At 51.9% G+C, this 20,898-nt stretch carries 20 protein-coding genes; 16 read left to right on the forward strand and 4 right to left on the reverse strand.

Annotated elements, in window-relative coordinates; genetic code table 11:
• Positions 1-138: 138 nt before the first annotated feature.
• Together DZC79_RS06875 and DZC79_RS06880 are read left to right on the forward strand one after the other, a co-directional pair.
• Entirely contained in the window at positions 139-2,502 is a 2,364-nt protein-coding gene (locus tag DZC79_RS06875) for an efflux RND transporter permease subunit (RefSeq protein WP_118950811.1), read from the forward strand.
• A 141-nt stretch (positions 2,503-2,643) separates the two neighbouring features.
• Positions 2,644-2,844, forward strand: a complete 201-nt coding sequence (locus DZC79_RS06880) for a hypothetical protein (protein WP_118950812.1) — start codon at positions 2,644-2,646, stop codon at positions 2,842-2,844.
• 95 nt (positions 2,845-2,939) lie between these two features.
• On the opposite strand, the gene gldE is transcribed toward DZC79_RS06880, so the two are convergent.
• The 3 genes from gldE to mutY form a co-directional block, all read right to left on the reverse strand.
• On the reverse strand, positions 2,940-4,250 hold the full coding sequence (gldE, locus tag DZC79_RS06885) for a gliding motility-associated protein GldE (protein ID WP_118950813.1): 1,311 nt from the start codon (positions 4,248-4,250) through the stop codon (positions 2,940-2,942).
• 71 nt (positions 4,251-4,321) lie between these two features.
• Positions 4,322-4,777: a single-stranded DNA-binding protein gene (locus DZC79_RS06890; RefSeq protein ID WP_118950814.1), complete on the reverse strand. Its 456-nt coding sequence runs from the start codon at positions 4,775-4,777 to the stop codon at positions 4,322-4,324.
• A gap of 50 nt (positions 4,778-4,827) precedes the next feature.
• Positions 4,828-5,889, reverse strand: a complete 1,062-nt coding sequence (gene mutY, locus DZC79_RS06895; protein ID WP_118950815.1) for an A/G-specific adenine glycosylase — start codon at positions 5,887-5,889, stop codon at positions 4,828-4,830.
• Positions 5,890-6,069: 180 nt separating this feature from the next.
• On the opposite strand from mutY, the gene DZC79_RS06900 reads away from it, so the two are divergent.
• From DZC79_RS06900 to DZC79_RS06965, 14 genes are all read left to right on the forward strand, one after another.
• Positions 6,070-6,957: a hypothetical protein gene (locus tag DZC79_RS06900; RefSeq protein ID WP_157976980.1), complete on the forward strand. Its 888-nt coding sequence runs from the start codon at positions 6,070-6,072 to the stop codon at positions 6,955-6,957.
• Between the two features lie 77 nt (positions 6,958-7,034).
• Positions 7,035-8,750 (forward strand): single-stranded-DNA-specific exonuclease RecJ, encoded by a 1,716-nt coding sequence (gene recJ / locus DZC79_RS06905; RefSeq protein ID WP_118950817.1) that lies wholly within the window; start codon positions 7,035-7,037, stop codon positions 8,748-8,750.
• 11 nt (positions 8,751-8,761) lie between these two features.
• Positions 8,762-9,439, forward strand: a complete 678-nt coding sequence (gene ung / locus DZC79_RS06910) for a uracil-DNA glycosylase (protein WP_118950818.1) — start codon at positions 8,762-8,764, stop codon at positions 9,437-9,439.
• A gap of 51 nt (positions 9,440-9,490) precedes the next feature.
• Positions 9,491-9,874: an RNA-binding S4 domain-containing protein gene (locus tag DZC79_RS06915; RefSeq protein ID WP_118950819.1), complete on the forward strand. Its 384-nt coding sequence runs from the start codon at positions 9,491-9,493 to the stop codon at positions 9,872-9,874.
• Between the two features lie 123 nt (positions 9,875-9,997).
• Complete coding sequence (locus DZC79_RS06920; protein ID WP_118950820.1) at positions 9,998-12,250, forward strand: zinc-dependent metalloprotease; 2,253 nt, start codon at positions 9,998-10,000, stop codon at positions 12,248-12,250.
• A gap of 208 nt (positions 12,251-12,458) precedes the next feature.
• Positions 12,459-13,058, forward strand: coding sequence for a T9SS type A sorting domain-containing protein (locus DZC79_RS06925; RefSeq protein WP_198666808.1), 600 nt, complete (start codon positions 12,459-12,461; stop codon positions 13,056-13,058).
• Between the two features lie 100 nt (positions 13,059-13,158).
• Positions 13,159-13,710, forward strand: coding sequence for a YceI family protein (locus tag DZC79_RS06930; RefSeq protein ID WP_118950822.1), 552 nt, complete (start codon positions 13,159-13,161; stop codon positions 13,708-13,710).
• Entirely contained in the window at positions 13,707-16,568 is a 2,862-nt protein-coding gene (locus DZC79_RS06935) for a sensor histidine kinase (protein WP_118950823.1), read from the forward strand. Before DZC79_RS06930 ends, DZC79_RS06935 begins: the two co-directional genes overlap by 4 nt.
• 26 nt (positions 16,569-16,594) lie before the next feature.
• Entirely contained in the window at positions 16,595-17,347 is a 753-nt protein-coding gene (locus tag DZC79_RS06940) for a LytR/AlgR family response regulator transcription factor (RefSeq protein WP_118950824.1), read from the forward strand.
• Between the two features lie 104 nt (positions 17,348-17,451).
• On the forward strand, positions 17,452-17,847 hold the full coding sequence (locus DZC79_RS06945; RefSeq protein WP_157976981.1) for an OB-fold protein: 396 nt from the start codon (positions 17,452-17,454) through the stop codon (positions 17,845-17,847).
• 13 nt (positions 17,848-17,860) lie between these two features.
• Positions 17,861-18,280 (forward strand): c-type cytochrome domain-containing protein, encoded by a 420-nt coding sequence (locus DZC79_RS06950; protein WP_118950826.1) that lies wholly within the window; start codon positions 17,861-17,863, stop codon positions 18,278-18,280.
• Positions 18,281-18,305: 25 nt separating this feature from the next.
• Positions 18,306-18,686, forward strand: a complete 381-nt coding sequence (locus tag DZC79_RS06955; RefSeq protein ID WP_118950827.1) for a hypothetical protein — start codon at positions 18,306-18,308, stop codon at positions 18,684-18,686.
• Positions 18,687-18,727: 41 nt separating this feature from the next.
• A complete protein-coding gene (locus DZC79_RS06960; RefSeq protein ID WP_118950828.1) occupies positions 18,728-19,279 on the forward strand; it encodes a YceI family protein in 552 nt (183 codons plus the stop codon).
• 72 nt (positions 19,280-19,351) lie between these two features.
• Complete coding sequence (locus DZC79_RS06965) at positions 19,352-20,305, forward strand: DUF5777 family beta-barrel protein (protein ID WP_157976982.1); 954 nt, start codon at positions 19,352-19,354, stop codon at positions 20,303-20,305.
• A gap of 71 nt (positions 20,306-20,376) precedes the next feature.
• Here the strand turns inward: DZC79_RS06965 and DZC79_RS06970 are convergent, their stop codons facing one another.
• Positions 20,377-20,844: a MarR family winged helix-turn-helix transcriptional regulator gene (locus DZC79_RS06970; RefSeq protein WP_118950830.1), complete on the reverse strand. Its 468-nt coding sequence runs from the start codon at positions 20,842-20,844 to the stop codon at positions 20,377-20,379.
• Between the last annotated feature and the right edge of the window lie 54 nt (positions 20,845-20,898).

Raw genomic sequence — 20,898 nt, forward strand, 5'->3', positions numbered from 1 at the left:
CATTTCATTGCGTACTTTTGCGCACCTATTTGAACTTTTTTAATCATAGATTGTCATCAATTGAATTGTTAATTATTTATTTATCAATATTTTGCAATGACAAAATGATCTTTTGTCGTTCATATTCATCTTCCCTCTATGTGGCATCGCATCGCTGATTTTGTATTACGCTTCCGCATTCTTTTGCTGGTTTTATTGTTTGCTGTTACTGGAGTCATGGGCTATTATGCCTCCAAGGTAGAACTGAGCTACGATTTTACCAGCGCTATTCCTACCGATAACCCTAAATACCAGGATTATCAGAAGTTCAGAGCCATGTTCGGTGAAGACGGCAATACAATGATGGTGGGCATACAAACGCCCGACCTGTTCAAGCCCGGGGTATTCATGGATTATGTTGCCCTCGCCAACAACATCGGCAAAGTGAGATCGGTTGAGAATGTGCTGGGTATTCCCGCTGCCGTCTCCATCGTCCAGGACAGCGTCAAAAAGCTGAATGTACAACGGATATTTCCCGATAACCTCAATCCGGGCGCTATCGATAGCCTGGAAGGCATATTTAAGAATCTTCCCTTTTACAAGGGGCTTTTGTACAATGAGAAGACCAATGCCTATGTGATGGCGATCAGGATCAACAAGCAGACCCTGGCCTCCAAAGACAGGACCCGCGTGATCAACGATATTATTGCCCTGGGCGATGCCTTCGGTAAAAAGCACCGCTTCGAGGTCCACTATTCCGGTTTGCCCCACATCCGTACGCAGATGGCCAATAAGGTGCAGCATGAACTGAGGGTATTCCTGATGCTGTCTTTTGCCCTTACTGCAGTGATCCTGCTGATCTTCTTCCGTTCGGTGCTCGCGGTGCTCACCTCCATGATCGTGGTAGCGATCGGTGTGATCTGGTCCTTCGGTACGCTGGCCCTGCTGGGCTACAAGATCACCATCCTTACCGGCGTAATCCCGCCGCTGGTGGTGGTGATTGGTATCCCCAACTGTGTCTATTTCCTTAATAAATATCATACCGAATATGCGCAGCTGAACAGCAAGATCTCATCGCTACGCAACATGGTGGGTAAAATGGGTATTGTCACCCTGTTTACCAATCTTACCGCTGCGATTGGCTTTGGCGTATTCTTCTTTACCAAAAGTGTGATCCTGAAAGAATTCGGCCTCGTATCGGGTATCAATATCCTGGGGCTGTTCTTCATCTCCCTGGTGTTTATTCCCGCAGTGTACAGCTTCCTGCCGGCGCCTCATACTCGTCATACCAGCTACCTGGAAAGCAAATGGATGAACAAGCTGCTGGACTCTTTAAGCACGCTGGTGTTCCATAACCGGAAGGTCCTGTACCTGCTCACGATCGCGGTTTGCGCGGTATCGGTCGTGGGTATGCTGCGGCTAAAGGCTGTGGGGCATATCGTCGACGATCTGCCGCATTCCGATAAGATCTATACCGACCTTAAGTTTTTCGAAAAGAATTTCAAAGGTGTTATGCCGCTGGAAATTATTGTCGATACAAAGAAAAAATTTGGTGCATTGGGTTCCCTGGAGACCTGGGAGAAAATGGATTCGCTGACCAATTTGCTGGAAAGCCGTCCTGAGATCGGCGGCGGGCTTACCCTGATCAAAGGCATCAAATTCGCCCGCCAGGGCTTTTCCGGCGGCGCGGTAGAAGACTACCGCCTGCCCGACCAGTTCGAGTTCGGCGCACTGAAGCCTTACCTGGTCAGCATGCTGCGCAAGCGCGACAACAATAATCCCAACCCGATGAGCAAACTGCTGAACTCTTTCGTGGATACCAATATCCAGAACGTTCGTATCAGTGTGAACGTCGCCGATATCGGCTCGGTTGAGATGCCGAAGCTGCTGGACCAGATCCGCCCGCAGGCCGAGCAGCTTTTCGATACGGCCGATTACAAGCTTACTTTCACCGGTACCAGCATTACCTTCCTCGAGGGCAGCAAGTTTATCATCAACAGTCTCCGCGACAGCCTGATCTGGGCTTTCGGTATGATCCTGGTGTGCATGATCGTATTGTTCCGCAACTGGCGTATCGTGCTTATCGCCGTGGTCACCAATATCGTACCGCTGCTCATCACTGCCGGTATCATGGGCTGGCTGAAGGTACCGCTGAAACCCTCTACCGTGCTGGTGTTCAGCGTAGCGCTGGGCATCACGGTCGATGTCACGATCCGCTTTCTGGTTAACTTCAAGCAGGAGCTGGCCACGCATAATGAAGATATAGAAATGACCGTCAGGCGCAGTATCCACGATACAGGGCTGAGCATCATCTTCACTTCGTTGATCCTGATGGCCGGCTTCGCGGTGTTTGCCGTTTCCGAGTTTGACGGTACCAAATCGCTGGGCTACCTTACCTCGCTCACCCTTTTCCTGGCGATGATCTTTAACCTCACCCTGCAGCCCGCATTGCTGCTGTGGATGGATAAGGCCAAAAAGAAAAAGAACGGCACTAACGGTGATCAGACTTTGCACAAACAGTAAATAGTCCCGATACTATATAGCAGAAAGCTCCGGTCCGGGATCCGGAGCTTTTCTTTTAAACACCTGCGCTTATTTTTTAATGCTTCCCCTGTATGAACTGATTTTTCAAATAGTATATCTTTGTCCGGTAAAACAGATCATATGAAGAAAATACTGGGCCTTATTATCATTGCTGGTGCAGCTGCTATCGTTTTGCCTTCATGCAAAAAAGACTGGACCTGCGTCTGCACCGATTCCTCCAACAATAAAACCTATGAATTCGAGGTCAGCGATGCCCGTAAGCCGGAGGCCAAGCTGACCTGCGAACGCTTTACCTGGGGCGATAACTGCAAACTGAAATAATACAGTAGTGAATTGGGCAGGCATTGCCGGCTCCGGAAAACAAAGAGGGCTGTCCCAACTGGTTGGACAGCCCTCTTTAATTAAGGTATACCAGGTTACGCCGAGCGTTCCACCTTTACTCTGCCGATACGGAGCTTGTCGATGGATAAAATTGTAAAGTCAAAATTGTTGTAGCTGATCCTTTCGTTCACGGTAGGGAATTTGCCCGAGATCTCGAGCACCAGACCCGCCAGGGAATCGCTTTCGCCGCGTACCTCGTCGAAGGTATCGAAGGACAGCCCCATCACCCGGCACATATCGTTGATCAGCATTTTGCCTTCAAAAATATAATTGTCATCGTCGATCTTACGGTAATTCATTTCCTCCTCGTCGAACTCATCGCGGATATCGCCGATGATCTCTTCCATAATATCTTCCAGGGTAACGATACCGGAAGTGCCGCCGAACTCGTCGACTACGATAGCGAAGTGGTTACGCTTCTGCTGGAATTCGTGCAGCAGATCCTCGATCAGCTTTTGCTGGTGGATAAAGTAGGCCGGCCGTATAAGGGAATGCCAGTCGAAATCGTCAATCTCTGTGTAAGGAAGAAAATCTTTAGTATAGACCATGCCCACGATCTCGTCGATATTGGATTTGTACACCGGCATGCGGGAATAGCCGGCCGCCAGCATTTTCTCCCTTACCTTGGGAAAGGTCCAGCTTTCACGTATCGCGCTGATATCCAGACGCGGGTGCATGATCTGCTTTACGGTAATGCTGCCGAATTTCATGATACCCCTGAAAATATCAACTTCTTCTTTGGTGGCAGTATGACCCATGCTTAGCTCCACTGTTTCCTCAAATTCACGGCTGTCCATATCCAGCAGCTTCTTGCGCGCCTTTTTCTTGTCGCTGTATTCGTTGGAGTCGGTAAGTATGCTGGCCGCCGGGCGGAAAATGCTGAACATGACCTTGACAATAGGCGCCGAGAACAACGCCAGCCGCACATTGTTCTGCCGGGCATAAACCTTGGGCAGTATCTCGCCGAAGAGCAGCAGGAGGAAGGTAATGCCGACCAGGTTGACCACAAAGGACAAATAAGGGTTTTCCAGCGGGGGCAGGAAAATATGGGTCATATAATTGGCCGCGATAATGATCGCGATAGCCAGGGTATACTTGGATGCCCTCAGGGTCGACAGCAGCACATCGGGATCGTCCAGCAGCTGGATGGCCTGCCTGGAGCCGGGCTGCTCCCGGGTCTTCAGGTAGTTGATGTCTTTTACCGTAAGCGTAAAGAATGCCACTTCTGCCCCTGCGGCAATGGCCGCCAGGAACAGCAGTACCAGTATCAGGATAACAAATCCCGTAACATGGGTCGCAGGCAAAATTACCGGATCCAGGAAAATTGCTGAAAAGGATTCGTGCATATGATCGTTGCGGTAGCTTGGTGCAATAGCGCAGCAAATATATAAGATTGTCCCGTTATAATGGCGACAACTTAAAAGGGAAGTGTAGCGTTTTCTCCGATATCGTTATCATCTTTTGAAAAACCAAAATCAATATTGTCTGAAGTTGAGGAAGATTTGACTGCCTCCTGTTGTGTATTGTCGTGCTCTCCGTCCCTGCGTTTTTCCAGCATCACCAGGTTCTCTCCCACGATTTCCGTCTGAAAGCGCCGGTTCTTCTCCTTGTCTTCCCAGGTCCTTGTTCTCAGTCGTCCTTCAATGTACACCAGGCTGCCCTTGTGCAGGTATTTTCCCGCCAGTTCAGCCAGCCCCCTCCATAAAACCACTGTGTGCCATTCCGTTTCCGATACGACATTGCCATTTCTTTCCTTCCGCATCTCTGTAGTGGCCAGTGGGAATTTAGCAACCGGTATCTCTCCCTCGATGTATTGAATGTCGGGGTCGCGCCCCAGGTTCCCCACTAATGTAACTTTGTTGACACCTCTCATGTTAAATCAATTTATCTGTTATCAATGACCCTCGTTTTCAGGATGGGAATCTAAAAATACTTTTTTCTGTTAAAAAAAGAAAGAATTGTTTTGGGGAATGCATAATTTTTGAGCTGGTCTTTCGGTACCCATATTCCTGTGGTGAGGTGCCCTGGTTTCGTATCAAGGGGAATAAGGTAAAAATCGCTCACAACCAGCTGGTGCGTAAGGCGCTGCCTGTTCCGGAATACACTTTCTGCCGCATCCGGATGATAACGTTGCAGGGCCTTCCAGGTATCCGTCCCGGTATAAGGTCCGACGGGCTCGATCAGCAGGAATTCGTACAGGTTTTGCCAGATGTCCTTTGCCGTACGTTGCTGCAGGTAAACCTCCTGTTCGGTATGCAGCACGAAATAGTGCAGGTGCCGTTCCTTTACCTTCAGCTTCTTGGCTTTGACCGGCAGCTGTGCGACCATTCCCTTCTTCTGGGCAAAGCAGCCCGCCGACAAGGGGCAGGCGGTACAGGCAGGTGATTTAGGCTTGCATACCGAAGACCCGAAGTCCATAATAGCCTGGTTAAAGGCAGCAGCTTGCCCCTGAGGCAGCAGGCGGGTGGCCAGCTCCTGGAATTCCTGCTTGCCGGCCGGGCTGTCGATAGGCGTGCTGATACCGAAATAGCGGGAAAGTACGCGGTACACATTACCATCCAGCACCGCATAAGGAAGTCCGAAGGCGAAAGAGGCGATCGCTGCCGCAGTATAGCTGCCGATACCTTTCAGGGCCAGGATCTCTTCGTATGTGCCGGGAAACCGCCCGCCATATTCCCTGCTCAGGATACGGGCCGTATGCAGCAGGTTGCGGCAGCGGTTATAATAGCCCAACCCCTGCCACAGCCGGAATACTTCATCCTCCGGCGCAGCTGCGAGCAGGTGTACATCGGGATACTGTGTGGTAAAGCGTTCGTAGTAGGGTAGGGCCTGGTCGGCCCTGGTTTGCTGCAAAATAACCTCGGAGAGCCAGATCTTATAGGCGTCCTTTTCATTTTTCCAGGGGAGATCCCTGTTATTCGCCTCAAAATGCCATTGTAGCAGGCGGGTGGTAAAAACCTTTCCGGCGGCCGCGGTCGGTAACATCGATCGTATTTTAAGCAATAAATCTCCCGGTAGATAACGGGATTAAACAAAGCAACCGGCCGCTGGGCCGGTTGCTTAACAAAGATAAGATATTTACCTTAACTTTACCCTTCTTACCATTGTTGATTTAAATCCTTAGCGGTGATGCAGAAAGGAAAGTTTTTTTATGTTCTTTTAAGTTTGACGGTTATACTTGCCGGACCGGCCGTCTTTGCGCAAAAAGGTACTTCTTCGTTGAGTAAGGAAAGCCAGGAAACGCTGGGACAGCTCGAAGATTCCCTGGTCGCGCTGGCCGATTCCATGATCCAGGCGCCGGTGCCCGACGACCGGATTGACTTTTGCGTCCGGTTTACCAAAAAGCTGCGCTCGGCTTTTGAGATTGCCGGTTCATTTGATTATCCCTTTTCCCGCCTGGCCGGTAAGATACATATTCTCAATGCCGATGATAAAAGCTTCCGCATCTTCAACTGGCTGATTGCACCTTCGGAAAATATACGCCGCTATTACGGCGCTATCCAGATGGCCGGCGAAGAGCCGCGCTTTTATCCGCTGAAAGATTTTTCCAGCAACCTGGAGAAGGATGCGGCAACCACTACCCTGAATGCCGACCATTGGTATGGCTGCGAGTACTACAAAATACTTAGCCAAACCATCGGGGGGCAGAAAGTGTACCTGCTCTTCGGTTTCAATTCGGCAGCTATGGGCAGCAATAAAAAGCTGATCGATGTGCTGAGCTTTGATCCGCAGGGACCGATGTTCGGCGCGCCGGTATTTGTAGTGCCCGACGATCGCGGGGAACGCATGACACAGGTCAGCCGGTTTATACTGGAATACAAGAAAGACGCCCAGATCTATCTCAATTACGACGACAGCAAGAAAATGATATTGTACAGCCGCATCACTTCTGAAATTGCCGATCCCAACCGCAAAAGCACCTATATCCCTACGGGGCAGATCGATGGGCTGAAGCAGGAAAGCGATGTTTACCGTTTCGTGAAAGATGCGGTACCCGTGCTGAAACTGCAGGATGGCCAGGCGCCTATCGATGGCGTAATGAGCGGCGGCTGAGCCGGCGTCCATCCCACTTCCCTATTCTCCTGAAACATCTCCCCGATCTCTAACCCGGCAGGACTGACAAAAACGCTATGACGAAAATATGGAAATTAAAGCAGGTCGATGAAACAGCCGTTGCCCGTATAGAGAAAGACCTGCGGATCCATCCTGCCCTATGCCGGTTGCTGGCTTTAAGAGGGATCCGGGATTACGACAGTGCAAAGGCATTCTTCAGACCGTCGCTTGCACACCTTGCCGATCCTTTCCTGATGAAAGGAATGCAAACGGCTGTGCGGCGCATTGAACAAGCCATTGAGCAGGGCGAAAAGATCATGATCTATGGCGACTATGATGTAGACGGCACTACGGCAGTAGCAGTAGTCTATTCTTTCCTGAAAAAAAACAATCCCGGAATTGACATCAGCTACTATGTGCCGCACCGTTACCGCGAAGGCTATGGTATCTCAGCGGCAGGGATCGATTTTGCCGCCGCAGAAGGTATCCAGCTGATGATCACACTGGATTGCGGGATCAAGTCGGCCGACAAGATCGCCTATGCCGCTTCGAAAGGCATAGAGATCATTATTTGCGATCACCATACGCCCGATGAAGCCCAGCTGCCAGAGGCCGTGGCGATCCTCAATCCCAAACAATCGGATTGCGCCTATCCTTATAAAGAGCTTAGCGGATGCGGCATCGGCTATAAGCTGATCTGCGCCCTGGCCGGCCGCGCGGGGCTTCCCGGCGAAGCCACGGAATGCTATCTGGACCTGGTGGCCACCAGCATTGCCGCCGATATTGTGCCTATGGATGGCGAAAACCGGGTGCTGGCGTATTATGGTATGCGGCGAGCCAACGAAAAGCCCTGCCTGGCGCTGCAGACCATTAAGGAGATCGCAGGCATGAGCCGCTCGTTCACCATTTCCGACCTGGTGTTCATCGTAGCGCCGAGGATCAATGCCGCGGGACGTATGGACGATGCGCGCAAAGCGATAGAGCTCTTTATCGAGGAAGATCCGCAGCGCTCCCGCGAGCTGGCAGAGATCCTTCATGCCGATAACTTCGACCGGAAGGAAGTGGACAAAAGCATGACGGATGAGGCGCTGGACATCCTGCAGCAGGATGTCGCAGCAGCCGGCAACCGGTCTACTGTGCTGTTCCGCCCGCACTGGCACAAAGGCGTTGTCGGCATCGTAGCATCGCGGCTGATCGATCATTATTACCGCCCCACCATTGTGCTGACCGAATCGAATGGCAAAGTAACGGGCTCAGCCCGCTCTGTAACCGGCTTTAATATTTACGAAGCTATCCACCAGTGCGGTGACCTGCTGGAAAATTATGGCGGCCATTATTTTGCGGCAGGCATGACGCTGGAGCGCGAAAATCTGGAAGCCTTCAGCCGGAGGTTTGAGCAGGTGGTCAGCGAAACCATATTGCCGGCCTCTTTGAAGCCAGGGATCGAGATCGATGTGGAAACGCGGCTGAGAGATATTACACCCGGTTTTTACAATATCATACGACAGTTCGAGCCTTTCGGGCCAACCAACCTGCGTCCTGTATTCATCAGCCGTGGCGTTACGGATCATAAAGGCTACAGCCGTATTGTAAAGGAGATGCATATCCGTTTTGTCGTTTGCCAGGGACCCGACTGCGTGCTTTCCGGCATCGGTTTCGGTATGGCCGACAAATTCGGGATACTGTCATCGGGCCGGCCTTTCGATATTATATATACCGTGGATGAGAACGAATGGAACGGGAATAAAAGCATACAAATGAAGGTCATCGACATCAGGCCTTCCGAACAATAGCGCAAATACCAATGAGTGTAAAAATAGAACCCAGCTGGGCCAAAGTGCTGGCCGCAGAATTTGAGAAAGATTATTTCAAAGGCATTGCCGAATTCCTGAAGGCAGAAAAGGCCGCCGGAAAGGTTATCTACCCTCCCGGCCCCGAGATATTCAGCGCCTTTAGCCTGACGCCCTTCGGTAATGTCAAAGCCGTGCTGCTGGGGCAGGACCCTTACCACGGCCCCGGGCAGGCCCACGGCCTTTGCTTCTCGGTACGCAAAGGTGTCACCATACCACCTTCGCTGGTGAATATGTATAAAGAGCTGAAAGCCGACCTGGACATCGATTCTCCCGGGCATGGCTTCCTGGAAGAATGGGCGCAGCAGGGCTTGCTGATGCTGAACGCCTCGCTTACGGTAGAAGCCGGTAAGCCGATGTCGCATAGCAAGATCGGCTGGGAGCAGTTTACCGATGCGGTGATCCGGAAAGTATCGGAAGAAAAGGAAGGCGTGGTTTTTCTGCTCTGGGGTAAATTTGCCCAGCAGAAGGAAGCGCTGATCGATACCGGCAAGCACTTTGTGCTGAAAGCCGCGCATCCCTCGCCATTCTCTGCCACAGCGGGCTTTTTCGGCTCAAGGCCTTTCAGCAAAACCAATAAGCTGCTGGAGCAGCAGGGTAAGCAGCCGATAGATTGGCGGCTCACCCCTTAAATCTTTTCCTGGTACTTATGGACGGGAGTGTATTAAACATGCAGATGATCTATGGAAAACGAAAAGCTGAGAATTGATAAGTATCTCTGGTCGATCCGGTTGTTCAAGACAAGAGCGCAGGCAGCCGACGCCTGCGACAATGGCCGGGTGAAATGGAATGGTAATGCGGTAAAGGCCTCCAAACATGTTCATGTAGGAGAACAGTACGACATACGGACCCCCGACCGTAAATGGGTGATCGAGGTAACCGGTTTGCTGCACACGCGGAAAGCTTACGCCGAAGCAATCCAATATTACAAAGACCTTACTCCCCCGGAAGAGCTCGAGGCGGGCGGCAGCCAGGCTTCCAGCTTCTACACAGGCAAGCGCCTGAGCAAAGTGGGACGGCCAACCAAATTGCAGCGCCGGGATCTTGACCAGTTCCTTGATAATTAATTAACCTCTTTTCCAACAACAAAAAAAGGATTCATATCCCAACTTTTTCTCAATAAAACACTATCTTGGTGGATGAACCTGCCGCGATAATCAGTGAAAAACGGTGGTATAAGCACAATAAACATGAAGAGAAATTTATTCACGGGACTGACAGCGGGACTAATGATGCTGGCCGTCACCCACAGCTACGGAAGTGATCAGTACTGGAGCAAATTCGACGGCAAAATCGCTCCTTCACGCCTGCCGATGGCAGTTACACCCAAAGAGTACAGCCTCTTTACGCTCAACCAGGAGGGCATGCGCCAGTTCCTGTTCGGCCTGGGTTCGAGTTATGAGCAGGCCAGGCAGATCCAGCTACCCGGCCCCGGCAATACCTGGCGCAGCTTCCGTGTATGGAAAACGCCTGCCATGGAGCCGGCGCTTGCGGCGCGTTATCCGGAAATGCAAACCTTTACAGCCGAAGCAACGGACGATCCCGGTGTGACCGCCAAGCTGGAGTGGACCCTCTTCGGGTTTACCGGCTATGTATTCGACGGCGATAAGACCTATATGATCGATCCGTACAGCAATGCAGCGGATGGCTACTATATCGTTTTCCTTCAGAAAGATTTTACCCCTACAGGCGTGCCCAGCGCCCCCTGTGGCGTCGGTCAGGCCTTTGGCCCCTCCGATCACGGCGCCCCGGTTAACGTAGGCAGCCAGGAACAGGGTAAAACGGCAGCAAAGACAAATGGAAGTGTGAAACGCTACTACCGCCTGGCCATGTCCTGTACCGGCGAATATGCGCTGAATGCCGTAGGCCCTACGGCTACGGTGCCGCAGGTGCTCAGCAAGATCATTACCACTGTCAATCGTGTAAATGGTTTTTACGAAAGAGAATTGTCGGTATCGATGAAGCTCATCGGTACTACCGACCAGGTGCTTTACGTAAATCCCTCGACAGATCCCTATAACTGTAATACGGCGTTAAACTGTCTTATCGGCGAAGCGCAAAACAATATCACGGCAGTGATCGGCGCAGCCAACTTCGATATTGGTCACATTCTGTGTACAGCAGGCGGCGGCCTGGCCCAGCTGGCAGCCGTATGCGGTGGCGGCAAGGCCAGCGGTACCAGCACTTCCTCAGGTCCCGACGATATCCATGTGATCCTGCACGAGATGGGCCACCAGTACGGTTCTGACCATACCTTCAGCGCAGGTACGGGCGCTTGCTCCGGCAACGGTAATGCGCTGACCGCCTATGAACCCGGCGCCGGTAACTCCGTAATGTCTTACTCCGGCGGCTGTACGCCCAACAATACCGGTCCCGGAGCTGATTACTTCCATGTCAGCAGCTTCAGCCAGATCAGCACTTTCCTTGCCGCACAGGGTTCCAGCTGCGGTGAAAGAGAGAACGCGCTGGTTTCGGTCGTGTCGCTGCCTGCCATTGTCGATACGTACAATATTCCCAGAAATACACCCTTTGAGCTGCTGGCGCCGATAGCGACAGCGACTTATTCATCCGAGCCGATCCGCTATTCCTGGGAGCAGTACGACCTGGGCAATTTTGAAGGTGTCGAAGCTTCGAATGGCAATGCTGCGGATGGCCCTATTGTGCGCTCTTATCCTCCTGATCTTTCCAGGACAAGGACTTATCCTGCGGTCGCCAATATCCTGTCTGCTGCCTATACCGCACCCGGCGAGCGTCTGCCGCAAAAAGAAAGGACTGTGCGCTTTAAGCTTACTGCCCGCAACGTATTCCAGGGATGGGGCAGCTTCAACTTTATTGATAGCGTGCTGCGGCTTAAGGTTACTGAAAATTCAGGCGATTTCAGGGTTACTGGTCCGAACACCGATGTGACCTGGGATGTAAATGAAAAGGAAGATGTGACCTGGTCGGTAGCAGGTACAGACGGCGCGCCGGTAAATTGCAAGCAGGTGAATATCTACCTGTCGCTCGATAACGGCATGACCTTTCCCTACCAGCTGGCTTCCAATGTGCCCAATAATGGCAGCTACAAAGTGAAAGTACCCGATGTGGTCACGACCACCGGCAGGATCAAAGTAAAAGGCGCCGGCAACGTTTTCTTCGATATCGGCCAGGGGGCTATTACAATTAACGGCAACCCCAACGGTATCCGGGAGCAGCAGCTGGCTGAAAGCCTCTCGTTCTACCCCAATCCCGCAACAGACCGGATCCATGTGCAGCTGAAAAAGCAGAACGGCAATACCCTGAAAGCGGTAATGTACAATGCCGTAGGCCAAAGAGTATGGGACGGAACGCTATCAGGCAGTACAGATATTCAAACTACTGGCTTTGCCCGGGGTAGCTACCTTATCCAGGTGCTGGACGAAAGCACGGGCGCCCGCATGACACAGAAGATTGCCCTGCGATAAAGCGATAAAGAGAAATCATTGACCGAAAGGCGCTGCAGCATGCAGCGCCTTTTTGTTCTGTATGCCGCCGGCACAGCCCCTTTCCTTCGATCCGGAATATTCCCGTTTCAGCAGCCGATATTCCTGTATAAGCTTCAATGGTGAGGGGCATGGTGGCTATAGCGTTATCTTGCATCTTATAAAACCTCAATCCAATAACCACAATGTTATGAAGCAAAAATTATTCTTACTGGCCGCAATGCTTCTTACCGCGGGAGCAGTAAAGGCGACCACTACAACGATCAACGCGGCGGGCCTTGTTTTCAATCCGGCAAGTGTAACGATCACGCTGGGCGATACTGTTAAGTTTGTATACGTAAGCGGCATGGACCATACGACTACCAGCAAGACGATCCCTTCAGGCGCAGCGGCCTGGGATGCGCCGTTGACCGCCAGCAGCACTACATTTGTCTATGTGCCCACAGTAGCCGGCACTTATGCTTACGTTTGTAAGCCACATGAGTCCCTTGGTATGGTGGGTACTTTTACCGTAAATGTACCTGTGGGTATTTCAGATAAAGAGATCGTCAGCACCTTGTTTAATATTTACCCCAACCCGGCGAAGAATGTGCTGCAGGTGACCCAGAAAGGTATGGCTAAGCCCGCAGCAGCAAGCGTTATGGACGTAAACGGCCGCCAGCTGCTGCAATCGGCGATCACGAACGGCAACATGAGGCTCGATGTGAGTACCCTGGTAGCCGGCATGTATTTTCTGAACATCAGCCAGGATGGCAAGCACTATATCAGCAAGTTTACTATTGCACGATAAGAAGTTGTACGTTGATTTGTTTGTTTAGGGAAGAAAAGCCATCTATGTCGGATGGCTTTCTTATATTTAAGCACCAAATCTTCTGTCAACCGACCGGCTTATGCTACGTGTGCTGCTTTGCCTCTTCCTGTTTCTGCCGCTGGCCGGCTATACCCAAACCGGTATTTATGAAGTGAAATCGGGAGCGGTTCATTTTTTTTCGGAAGCCCCCAAGGAGCTGATCAGCGCTTCGTCCAAAAAACTGAAAGGGTTTGTGGATGCCGGTCGCAAGACCTTTGCCTTCAAGATCGATATACCTTCCTTCGTAGGCTTTAATAATCCCCTGCAGCGGGGGCATTTCAACGAAAACTATATGGAAAGCGGGACCTATCCCACGGCTACTTTTAAAGGCAAGATCATCGAGGATGCCGACTTCGGAAAAGAGGGCAGCTACGAGCTCAGGGCCAAAGGGAAACTAAACATTCATGGTGTGGAGCAGGAGCGTATTATCAAAGTGATCCTGACCATAAAAAGGGGTAAGCTTACAGCAAAAAGCGATTTTACGGTATTGCTTACCGATCACAATATCAAAATTCCAAGGGTGGTGACCGACAAATTATCTCCGGAAATAAAAGTTACCGTAGAGGCCAGCCTGCAACCTCAAGTCAAATGATCCTTACCCGATTCCTGCTGATCGTGATCGCCTGCTACGCGCCCCTGGCTGTAGCGGCGCAGCGTCCTTTTATGCAGGATATATGGCTGAATGAGAATCGGACCCCGCTCAAAGCGAATGTATTGCTGCTCGATAGCAAAGGCTACCTGCTGGTTGGCACCGACCAGGGCTTGTTCCGTTACAACGGTGCGACCTTCAAATCGCCACGGAGTGCTATAAAAGCCCCCGTAACGGCCCTGGCGCATGATAAAGAGATCGTGTGGCTGGGCTATAAAGACGGGCGTATCGGTTACCTGGCGACACCCGATTCCATAGCAGAGTATGTTCCGAAGCAGTATAAGCCCGAAGCTGCCGTTACCGCGATCTGTCCCCGTCCCGACGGCAGCCTCTGGCTGGGTACGGAGGCTGGTATCGTACAGATCCGGCAGGGGCACGTTACTATTATTGGCAGGGATGCCGGTCTCAGCGACGATTTTATCTACCAGCTGGTATTCCGCGACGACCATTACCTGATGGCGGGCACCGACCAGGGGATCAATGCTATCCGCTTAACGAAGGACGGCAGGGAAATTACCGCCTACTCTTCCGGCGAAGGCCTGCAGGATAATATTGCAAGGGTGGTGGTGAGCACAGGAGCTGCGGGGCAATACTGGATCGGCGCACAGCAGGGAGGCTTGTCCTTGTTTGATAGCAGGGCAGGACAATGCCGGAAGCTGAACGTCTCCGGCGGCTGGCAATGGGGACAGGTCAACGATATTCTCCCGGTGCCGGGTAACCGCATGTGGGTGGCAACGGAGGACGGCTACCTGCTGGAGCTGATTCTTGTGGGACGCGATTCGGCCAGGGTCAATTCTTTTGCCCATCCCGATAAAAAAATCAATGACCTGGCGCTCGATCAATCGGGGAATATCTGGTGTGCGACCACAAAGGGGATCAGCCTGGTCACCGCCGAGTTCCTGGACTATTTTTCATTGAGCACACCTTACAGCCTTACCGGGGTTACCGCCATGTGCTGCGACCGGGACAACCGCCTGTGGCTGGCATTGAAGAACGACCTGTATCACATCGATCTTGCCGACGGGATCAAAATGCTGCAGAAAGTCTTTCATGCCGCAGAGCCGGTGAGCGCGCTTTTCTGCGACCAGGCCAATACTTTATGGCTGGGCACTTCGGGCGACGGTCTCTGGCGCAAAGAGGGCAATAAAACAACCTTTGAAAAAGTAAAAGCGGTAGCCGGCACCGAGAATATCCTCAGCATTGCGATATCGGGACAAACACTTTGGGTATCGGGACTGAACGGCGTACAGGAATTTGGAATACGGCCCGAAGGTCTGCGCGCTTTGCGGACACATGATAAGATGGCCGGGATCGGCAGCGATTACATCTATCAGCTCTATGCCGATAGCCGGCAACGCCTGTGGATGGCCACCGACGGCGCCGGCGTTTGCCTGCTCCATAACGGGCAATACCAGCACTGGAATACCTTTAAGAGTGCCAACAGCACCGTGGCCTATACCCTTACCGAAGATGCGGGAGGAGCTATCTGGGCGGGCACTTTGTACAAAGATCTTTTCCGGTATGCCGGCGATCAGTGGGAAAATATCCGGAGAAAAGAAGTGCAGGATATTGATGTGAACCTGTCGACAGTCAATGCGAATGCCACCGGGCAGGTCGTCGCCGTGTACCAGCGCTGTATCGACCTGTGGTACCCCGGCAGCCGCTTCTTCCGTCATTTCAACAGCCGTCACAGTATGGGTATGGACAGCACCTCCCGTGTGCTGAATTGCAGTGCGAGAGATACGGCCGGCAATGTTTATGTTCCTTTTGAAAAAGGGATACTCATCTTCAAAAACCAAAACGCGGTATATGATATCCGGCCGGGTATTTATATTCTGCGCGTCAGCAACAACTCGAAAGAGGTTGCCACAGGGCACACCGCATTTGCGCCCGATGAGAATTACCTGAGCTTTTACTTCGACGGTATCAGCTATACCAATCCTGAGCGGCTCAACTATCGTTTCCGCCTGGAAGGCTATAGTGACAACTGGGTCTATACCAATGATCCGGTGGCGACCTTTCCTAAACTGCCTGCCGGCACCTTTACCTTCAGGGTACAGGCCTCGCTGAATGGCGGCTTCGACAATGCCAGTGAAGCAGTTTATACTTTCAGCATCGCCGCACCTATGTGGCGGCGCCCCTGGTTCCTGGTTATAGCCGGGCTAGCGTTTGTCGCTGTCGTTTATGCGCTGATCCGTTTTCGCGATCGCAAGATGCAGCGCCTGGCCTTGCTTGAGCAGGAAAGGATCTTGTTTGACTACGAGCATCTGAAAGGGCAGGTCAATCCCCATTTCCTGTTCAACAGCCTGAATACGCTTACCAATCTTATTGAAGAAAATCCCGAAAGCGCTGTACAGTATACCGAGCAGCTGTCCGACCTGTACCGCAATATGCTTACCTATCACAACAAAGAGCTAATCTTCCTGGATGAAGAGCTAAAGCTGCTGTCCGCCTATCTTTATATACAGCAAAGCCGTTTTGGCGCAGCCTTGCAGTTCCGGCAGGAGATTCCCGAAACCTTGAAGATCCGGCGACGGATACCGCCAATGGCCCTGCAATTGCTGGTGGAAAATGCGATCAAGCACAATGTCGTGTCATCGTCGCTTCCGCTGGTCATCCATGTCAGCGCTACAGAAGAGGAATTGATCGTAAAGAATGAGATCCATCCTAAGATCAAAACGGAGCCGCAGTCGGGTATAGGCTTAGCCAATATCAGCAACCGCTATGCTTTGCTTACCCAGAAAAAGGTATATTACGGAAAGGAGGGTGATCACTGGATCGTCAGGTTGCCGTTGCTGTAAAAAAGCTGTATTTTAGAGCACAGGATATGAAAGTATTGATCATAGAGGACGAAGTACCGGCCTATAACCGGCTCAGCAAGCTGATCCAGGAAATGGCCCCGCTGGCCGATATTACCGGGCAGCTGGACAGTGTTGCTGCTGCCAGCAGCTGGCTGGCTGCCAATACCCTGCCCGATGTTGTCTTTATGGATATACACCTGGCCGACGGCTCCGCATTTGACCTGATGGAACGGGTAAAGCTGGATTGTCCCATCATCTTCACTACGGCTTACGATCAGTACGCGATCGACGCCTTCAAAGTATCCAGTGTCGATTACCTGCTGAAGCCGGTTAAGCGGGATGACCTGCAGCGGGCTTTCGCCAAGCTGAAGCAGTTCCGGGATATGTTCAAAGTTAATGCAGTGCCGGCAAGCGCAGCCGATAGCCGGCAGGAATACAAGAAACGTTTCCTGATCCGCTTCGGGGAGCATATCAAAACCCTGAACGTGGAAGAGATCGCTTACTTCTTCAGCGAGAACAGGGCCACCTTTGCTCGCAACCACGATGGCCGCAATCTTCCTGTCGACTACAACCTGGACGCGCTGGAGGCTATGCTCGATCCTGCTCTCTTTTTCCGCATCAACCGACAGTTTCTCATCAGCCTTGAGGCCATCTCCGAGATGAGAACCTATTCCAAAGCCAGGGTGATCGTTACCCTGAAGCCCCAGGCAACCGAGCAGCCGGTAGTGAGCTCCGAGCGTTCGGCCCATTTCAAGCAATGGCTGGCCGGTGAGCGCTGATCAGGGGTCCTATTCCCGTTTCGTTGTTGCATTTTCCCGCTTCATAGCATTAGGCTTTTATGCGGCAGGCTGATGGGATACATTTGTTTCCTGATCATTTGCCTATGAAGAAGATCCTTATCATTCTGCTTATCCTTGTGGCTGCCTGTGCGGGCGCCGGCCTGTACCTGTGGAATAAGCCGCATGAGAAGGCAGAAGACCGTAAAGCCATGGTCGTAACCGCAATGACGCTATCCGGTGCCTTTACGGAGAGTGAGCAAAAGGCAAACAGCATTTACCTCAACCAGGTGCTGGCCGTGAGCGGCACGGTGAGCGAGGTCAGCAAAAACCAGGATGGCAAGACGGTGATTGTGCTGGCCGGCAGCGATCCCCTGTCCGGCGTGCAGTGCACCATGAGAGAGGATGGTGTAAAGGCTGCAGCCGGCGACAAGATGACGATAAAAGGATTCTGCAACGGCTATACCCTGGTAGTGCTGCTCAGCGACTGTATTGTTCCCTAAAGTCTTCAATGTAATGAATAGAAAACGCACGACTAGCTTTGCCTGCCTGGCAATGGCCATAGCACTGGGATGTACGCATAGCCCTTCGCCCCGGCCCTCGGACCCCGACCCCGAGCAGCCGCCCGCAGGTCCCGGTCCTGCAAGCGATCCGGAGCACCCCAGCTTTAAAACGGATATACTGCCGATATTCCTTACCTATTGCAGCGGCTGTCACAACCAGACCACCAATAACGAAGGCTTTATATTCGTGAGCTACGAAACCATTACCGCTAAGAAATTTACTCCCGGCGACCCGGGAAATACCAAACTCTACGAAGCGATTACCGACGATGATGAAGAAGATCGCATGCCCAGGACGCCCAACCCGCGCCTGTCGGCAGAACGCATTACCCTGATCCGCAACTGGATCAGGAACGGAGCGCCCAACAACTGATTCTCTTAAGCAAACAAGATAGCATATGAAAAAACGGATACTCGCCGCACTCGTGATCCTGACAGGGGCAACCGCCTGCTACAAAGACAATGCCGAAGATATGTACCCTTCCGGTGGCAACAGCGGTGGTACCTGCGATACCGCCAATGTTACCTTCAGCGGTACCGTCAAGCCGATTATCGATGCCAATTGCGCTACCTCAGGTTGTCACTTCGATGCCAGCGTTACCGGTATTGACCTGTTCCACTATAGCGGTGTGGCTGCTGTGGCTAACTCGGGAAAGCTGGTCTCAGCCATTACGCACGACGGGCAGGCTTCCTTTATGCCCAAAGGCTTGCCCAAGCTCGACGATTGCAGCATAGCCAAGATCGTAAAGTGGGTAAACAGCGGCGCACCCAATAATTAACCTTTGCTTTTGTCCTCACAGAAAACATAAAATCATACAAGATGAATAAAGCAGCAGTAATCGTAGCGATGTTGTGCCTTCAGGCATCCTTTACGCATGCACAGAAATGGATGACCCGCACCGGTAAGGTTTCCTTCTTTTCCGCCACTTCGGTTGAAAATATTGAGGCCTTTAACAATGAAGCAGCCAGCGTGATCGATGCCAGGAGCGGTGATGTCGCCTTTATTGTGCCCATCAAAAGCTTCCGGTTCGATAAGGCGCTGATGCAGGAGCACTTCAACGAAAACTATATGGAAAGCAGCAAGTATCCCAAAGCAGAATACAAAGGCCGGATCACTAATCTTTCCGACGTGAACTTCAGCAAGGACGGTACTTACAACGTGAAGACCACAGGCAAGCTGACCATGCATGGCGTCACTAAAGAAGTGCCTGCCAGCGGCACGATTGTCGTAAAGTCGGGTATGGCCACGGTGAAGTCCAGGTTTATGGTGGCGCCCGCTGATTTCGGTATCAGGATACCGGCGGTAAGCGCTTCCAAGATCGCTTCTAAAATCGAGATCACGGTAGACAGCGTGCTGAAAGAAGCCAAATAATTCCCGTAGTTCATTGTCCCGCGCAGCAATGAGCTGCTTCACTCCCCCCAGCAAACAATCATTTGACCGCATATGAAACGAACCACTACGCTTTTCTCTCTTTTATTGCTGCTCCAGCTGTTCCCGCAAGTGGTACAGGCGCAGGAAAAAGATACTACGGCACACGATGGCGACGACCTGATGGCCATGCTGGCCGATGAACCGGGCGCAGCCAAAAAGGAATACACAATTGCTACCTTTAAAACCACCCGTATTGCCAATGGGCACAGCATTGAGAACGTGGGCAAAGGCATCCTGGACCTGAGGATCAACCACCGGTTCGGTCAGCTGAATGCGGGTGTTAAGGAGTTCTTTGGCCTGGATAATGCCACCACGCGTATCGGCCTGGATTACGGCATCACCGATTGGCTGATGGTCGGCATCGGCCGCAGCACCTTTATGAAAGATGTCGACGGCTTTGTAAAAGTGAAGCTGCTGCGGCAAACCGAGAACAATGGCATGCCGGTGAGCGTAAGCTATATGGGCGCAGTGTCGGCGCAGGATGTCAAGCTGCTGGAGCAGCCTGAAGGCGCCGATTATCCTTTCAGCAACCGCGTGGCTTATGTGAACCAGCTACTGATCGCGCGCAAGTTTTCAAACTGGCTTTCGCTGCAGCTGATGCCTACCCATGTTCATTATAACTTCGTGCAGTTCCGCGACGAGCCCAACGATGTGTTTGCCATGGGCGTAGGCGGACGGATCAAGCTCACCAACCGGATTGCCTTTACCGGTGAATACTATATGCTGCTGGGCGATAAGATGCGGAATACCCGCAATTCGCTGACGCTTGGATTCGATATCGAGACTGGCGGACACGTATTTCAGCTGATGTTCACCAATTCGACCGGTATTACCGAAAGAACAGTGATCGGGCAAACGACGGGAAGATGGGAAAAGGGCGACATCCATTTCGGGTTCAATATCTCCAGGATATTCACCATCGTAAGGCCGAAGGAATTCAGGAATACGAGAAATAAGATCTGGTAATACAGGCGATGGGGATGCCAGGGGCTGTCCGGGAGTGTCCGGACAGCCCTTTTTTTGTACGGCCTGGCCGCTTATTCCGGCATCGGATCTTCATATGGCTCCATGCGCTGCAGCAGCCCTTCGATATAGTGCAACAGATGGTCTTTGTCGGCGACTGCCATAGGTGCTACAATGCGACGTAGCGGCTCGGGATAAAAGCCGGCGACATGTGCCAGGCGACGTCCCCATTCTGTAAGGCTGATCTGGTGGCTGCGCTTGTCGCCTGGCATTGCTTTCCGTTGGATCAATTTTTTTTGTTCCATTGATTTCAGAGCAACGCTCAGCGTAGCCTTGCTCAAACGGAAGGAGGAGGCCAATTGGTTCAGCTGGCAGTTTCTTTCCCTGAAATGAATATGAATAAGAATATTGACCTGCAGCGGGCTGAGGCCATGCTCTATGGCCTGGGCTTTAAGCAGCTGCTCCATGAGATGGCTGATACGTTCCAGTCCTGTAACAATGCGGGCTGTAGCATCGTTTGCAGCAAATACCGATCGGGACATGATGTTAATGATTTGTAAATGATGTAATATCGGGACAAAGTTAGTAATACTAAC

The organism is Taibaiella helva (assembly GCF_003545695.1).
Classification (GTDB): Bacteria; Bacteroidota; Bacteroidia; order Chitinophagales; family Chitinophagaceae; genus Taibaiella; species Taibaiella helva.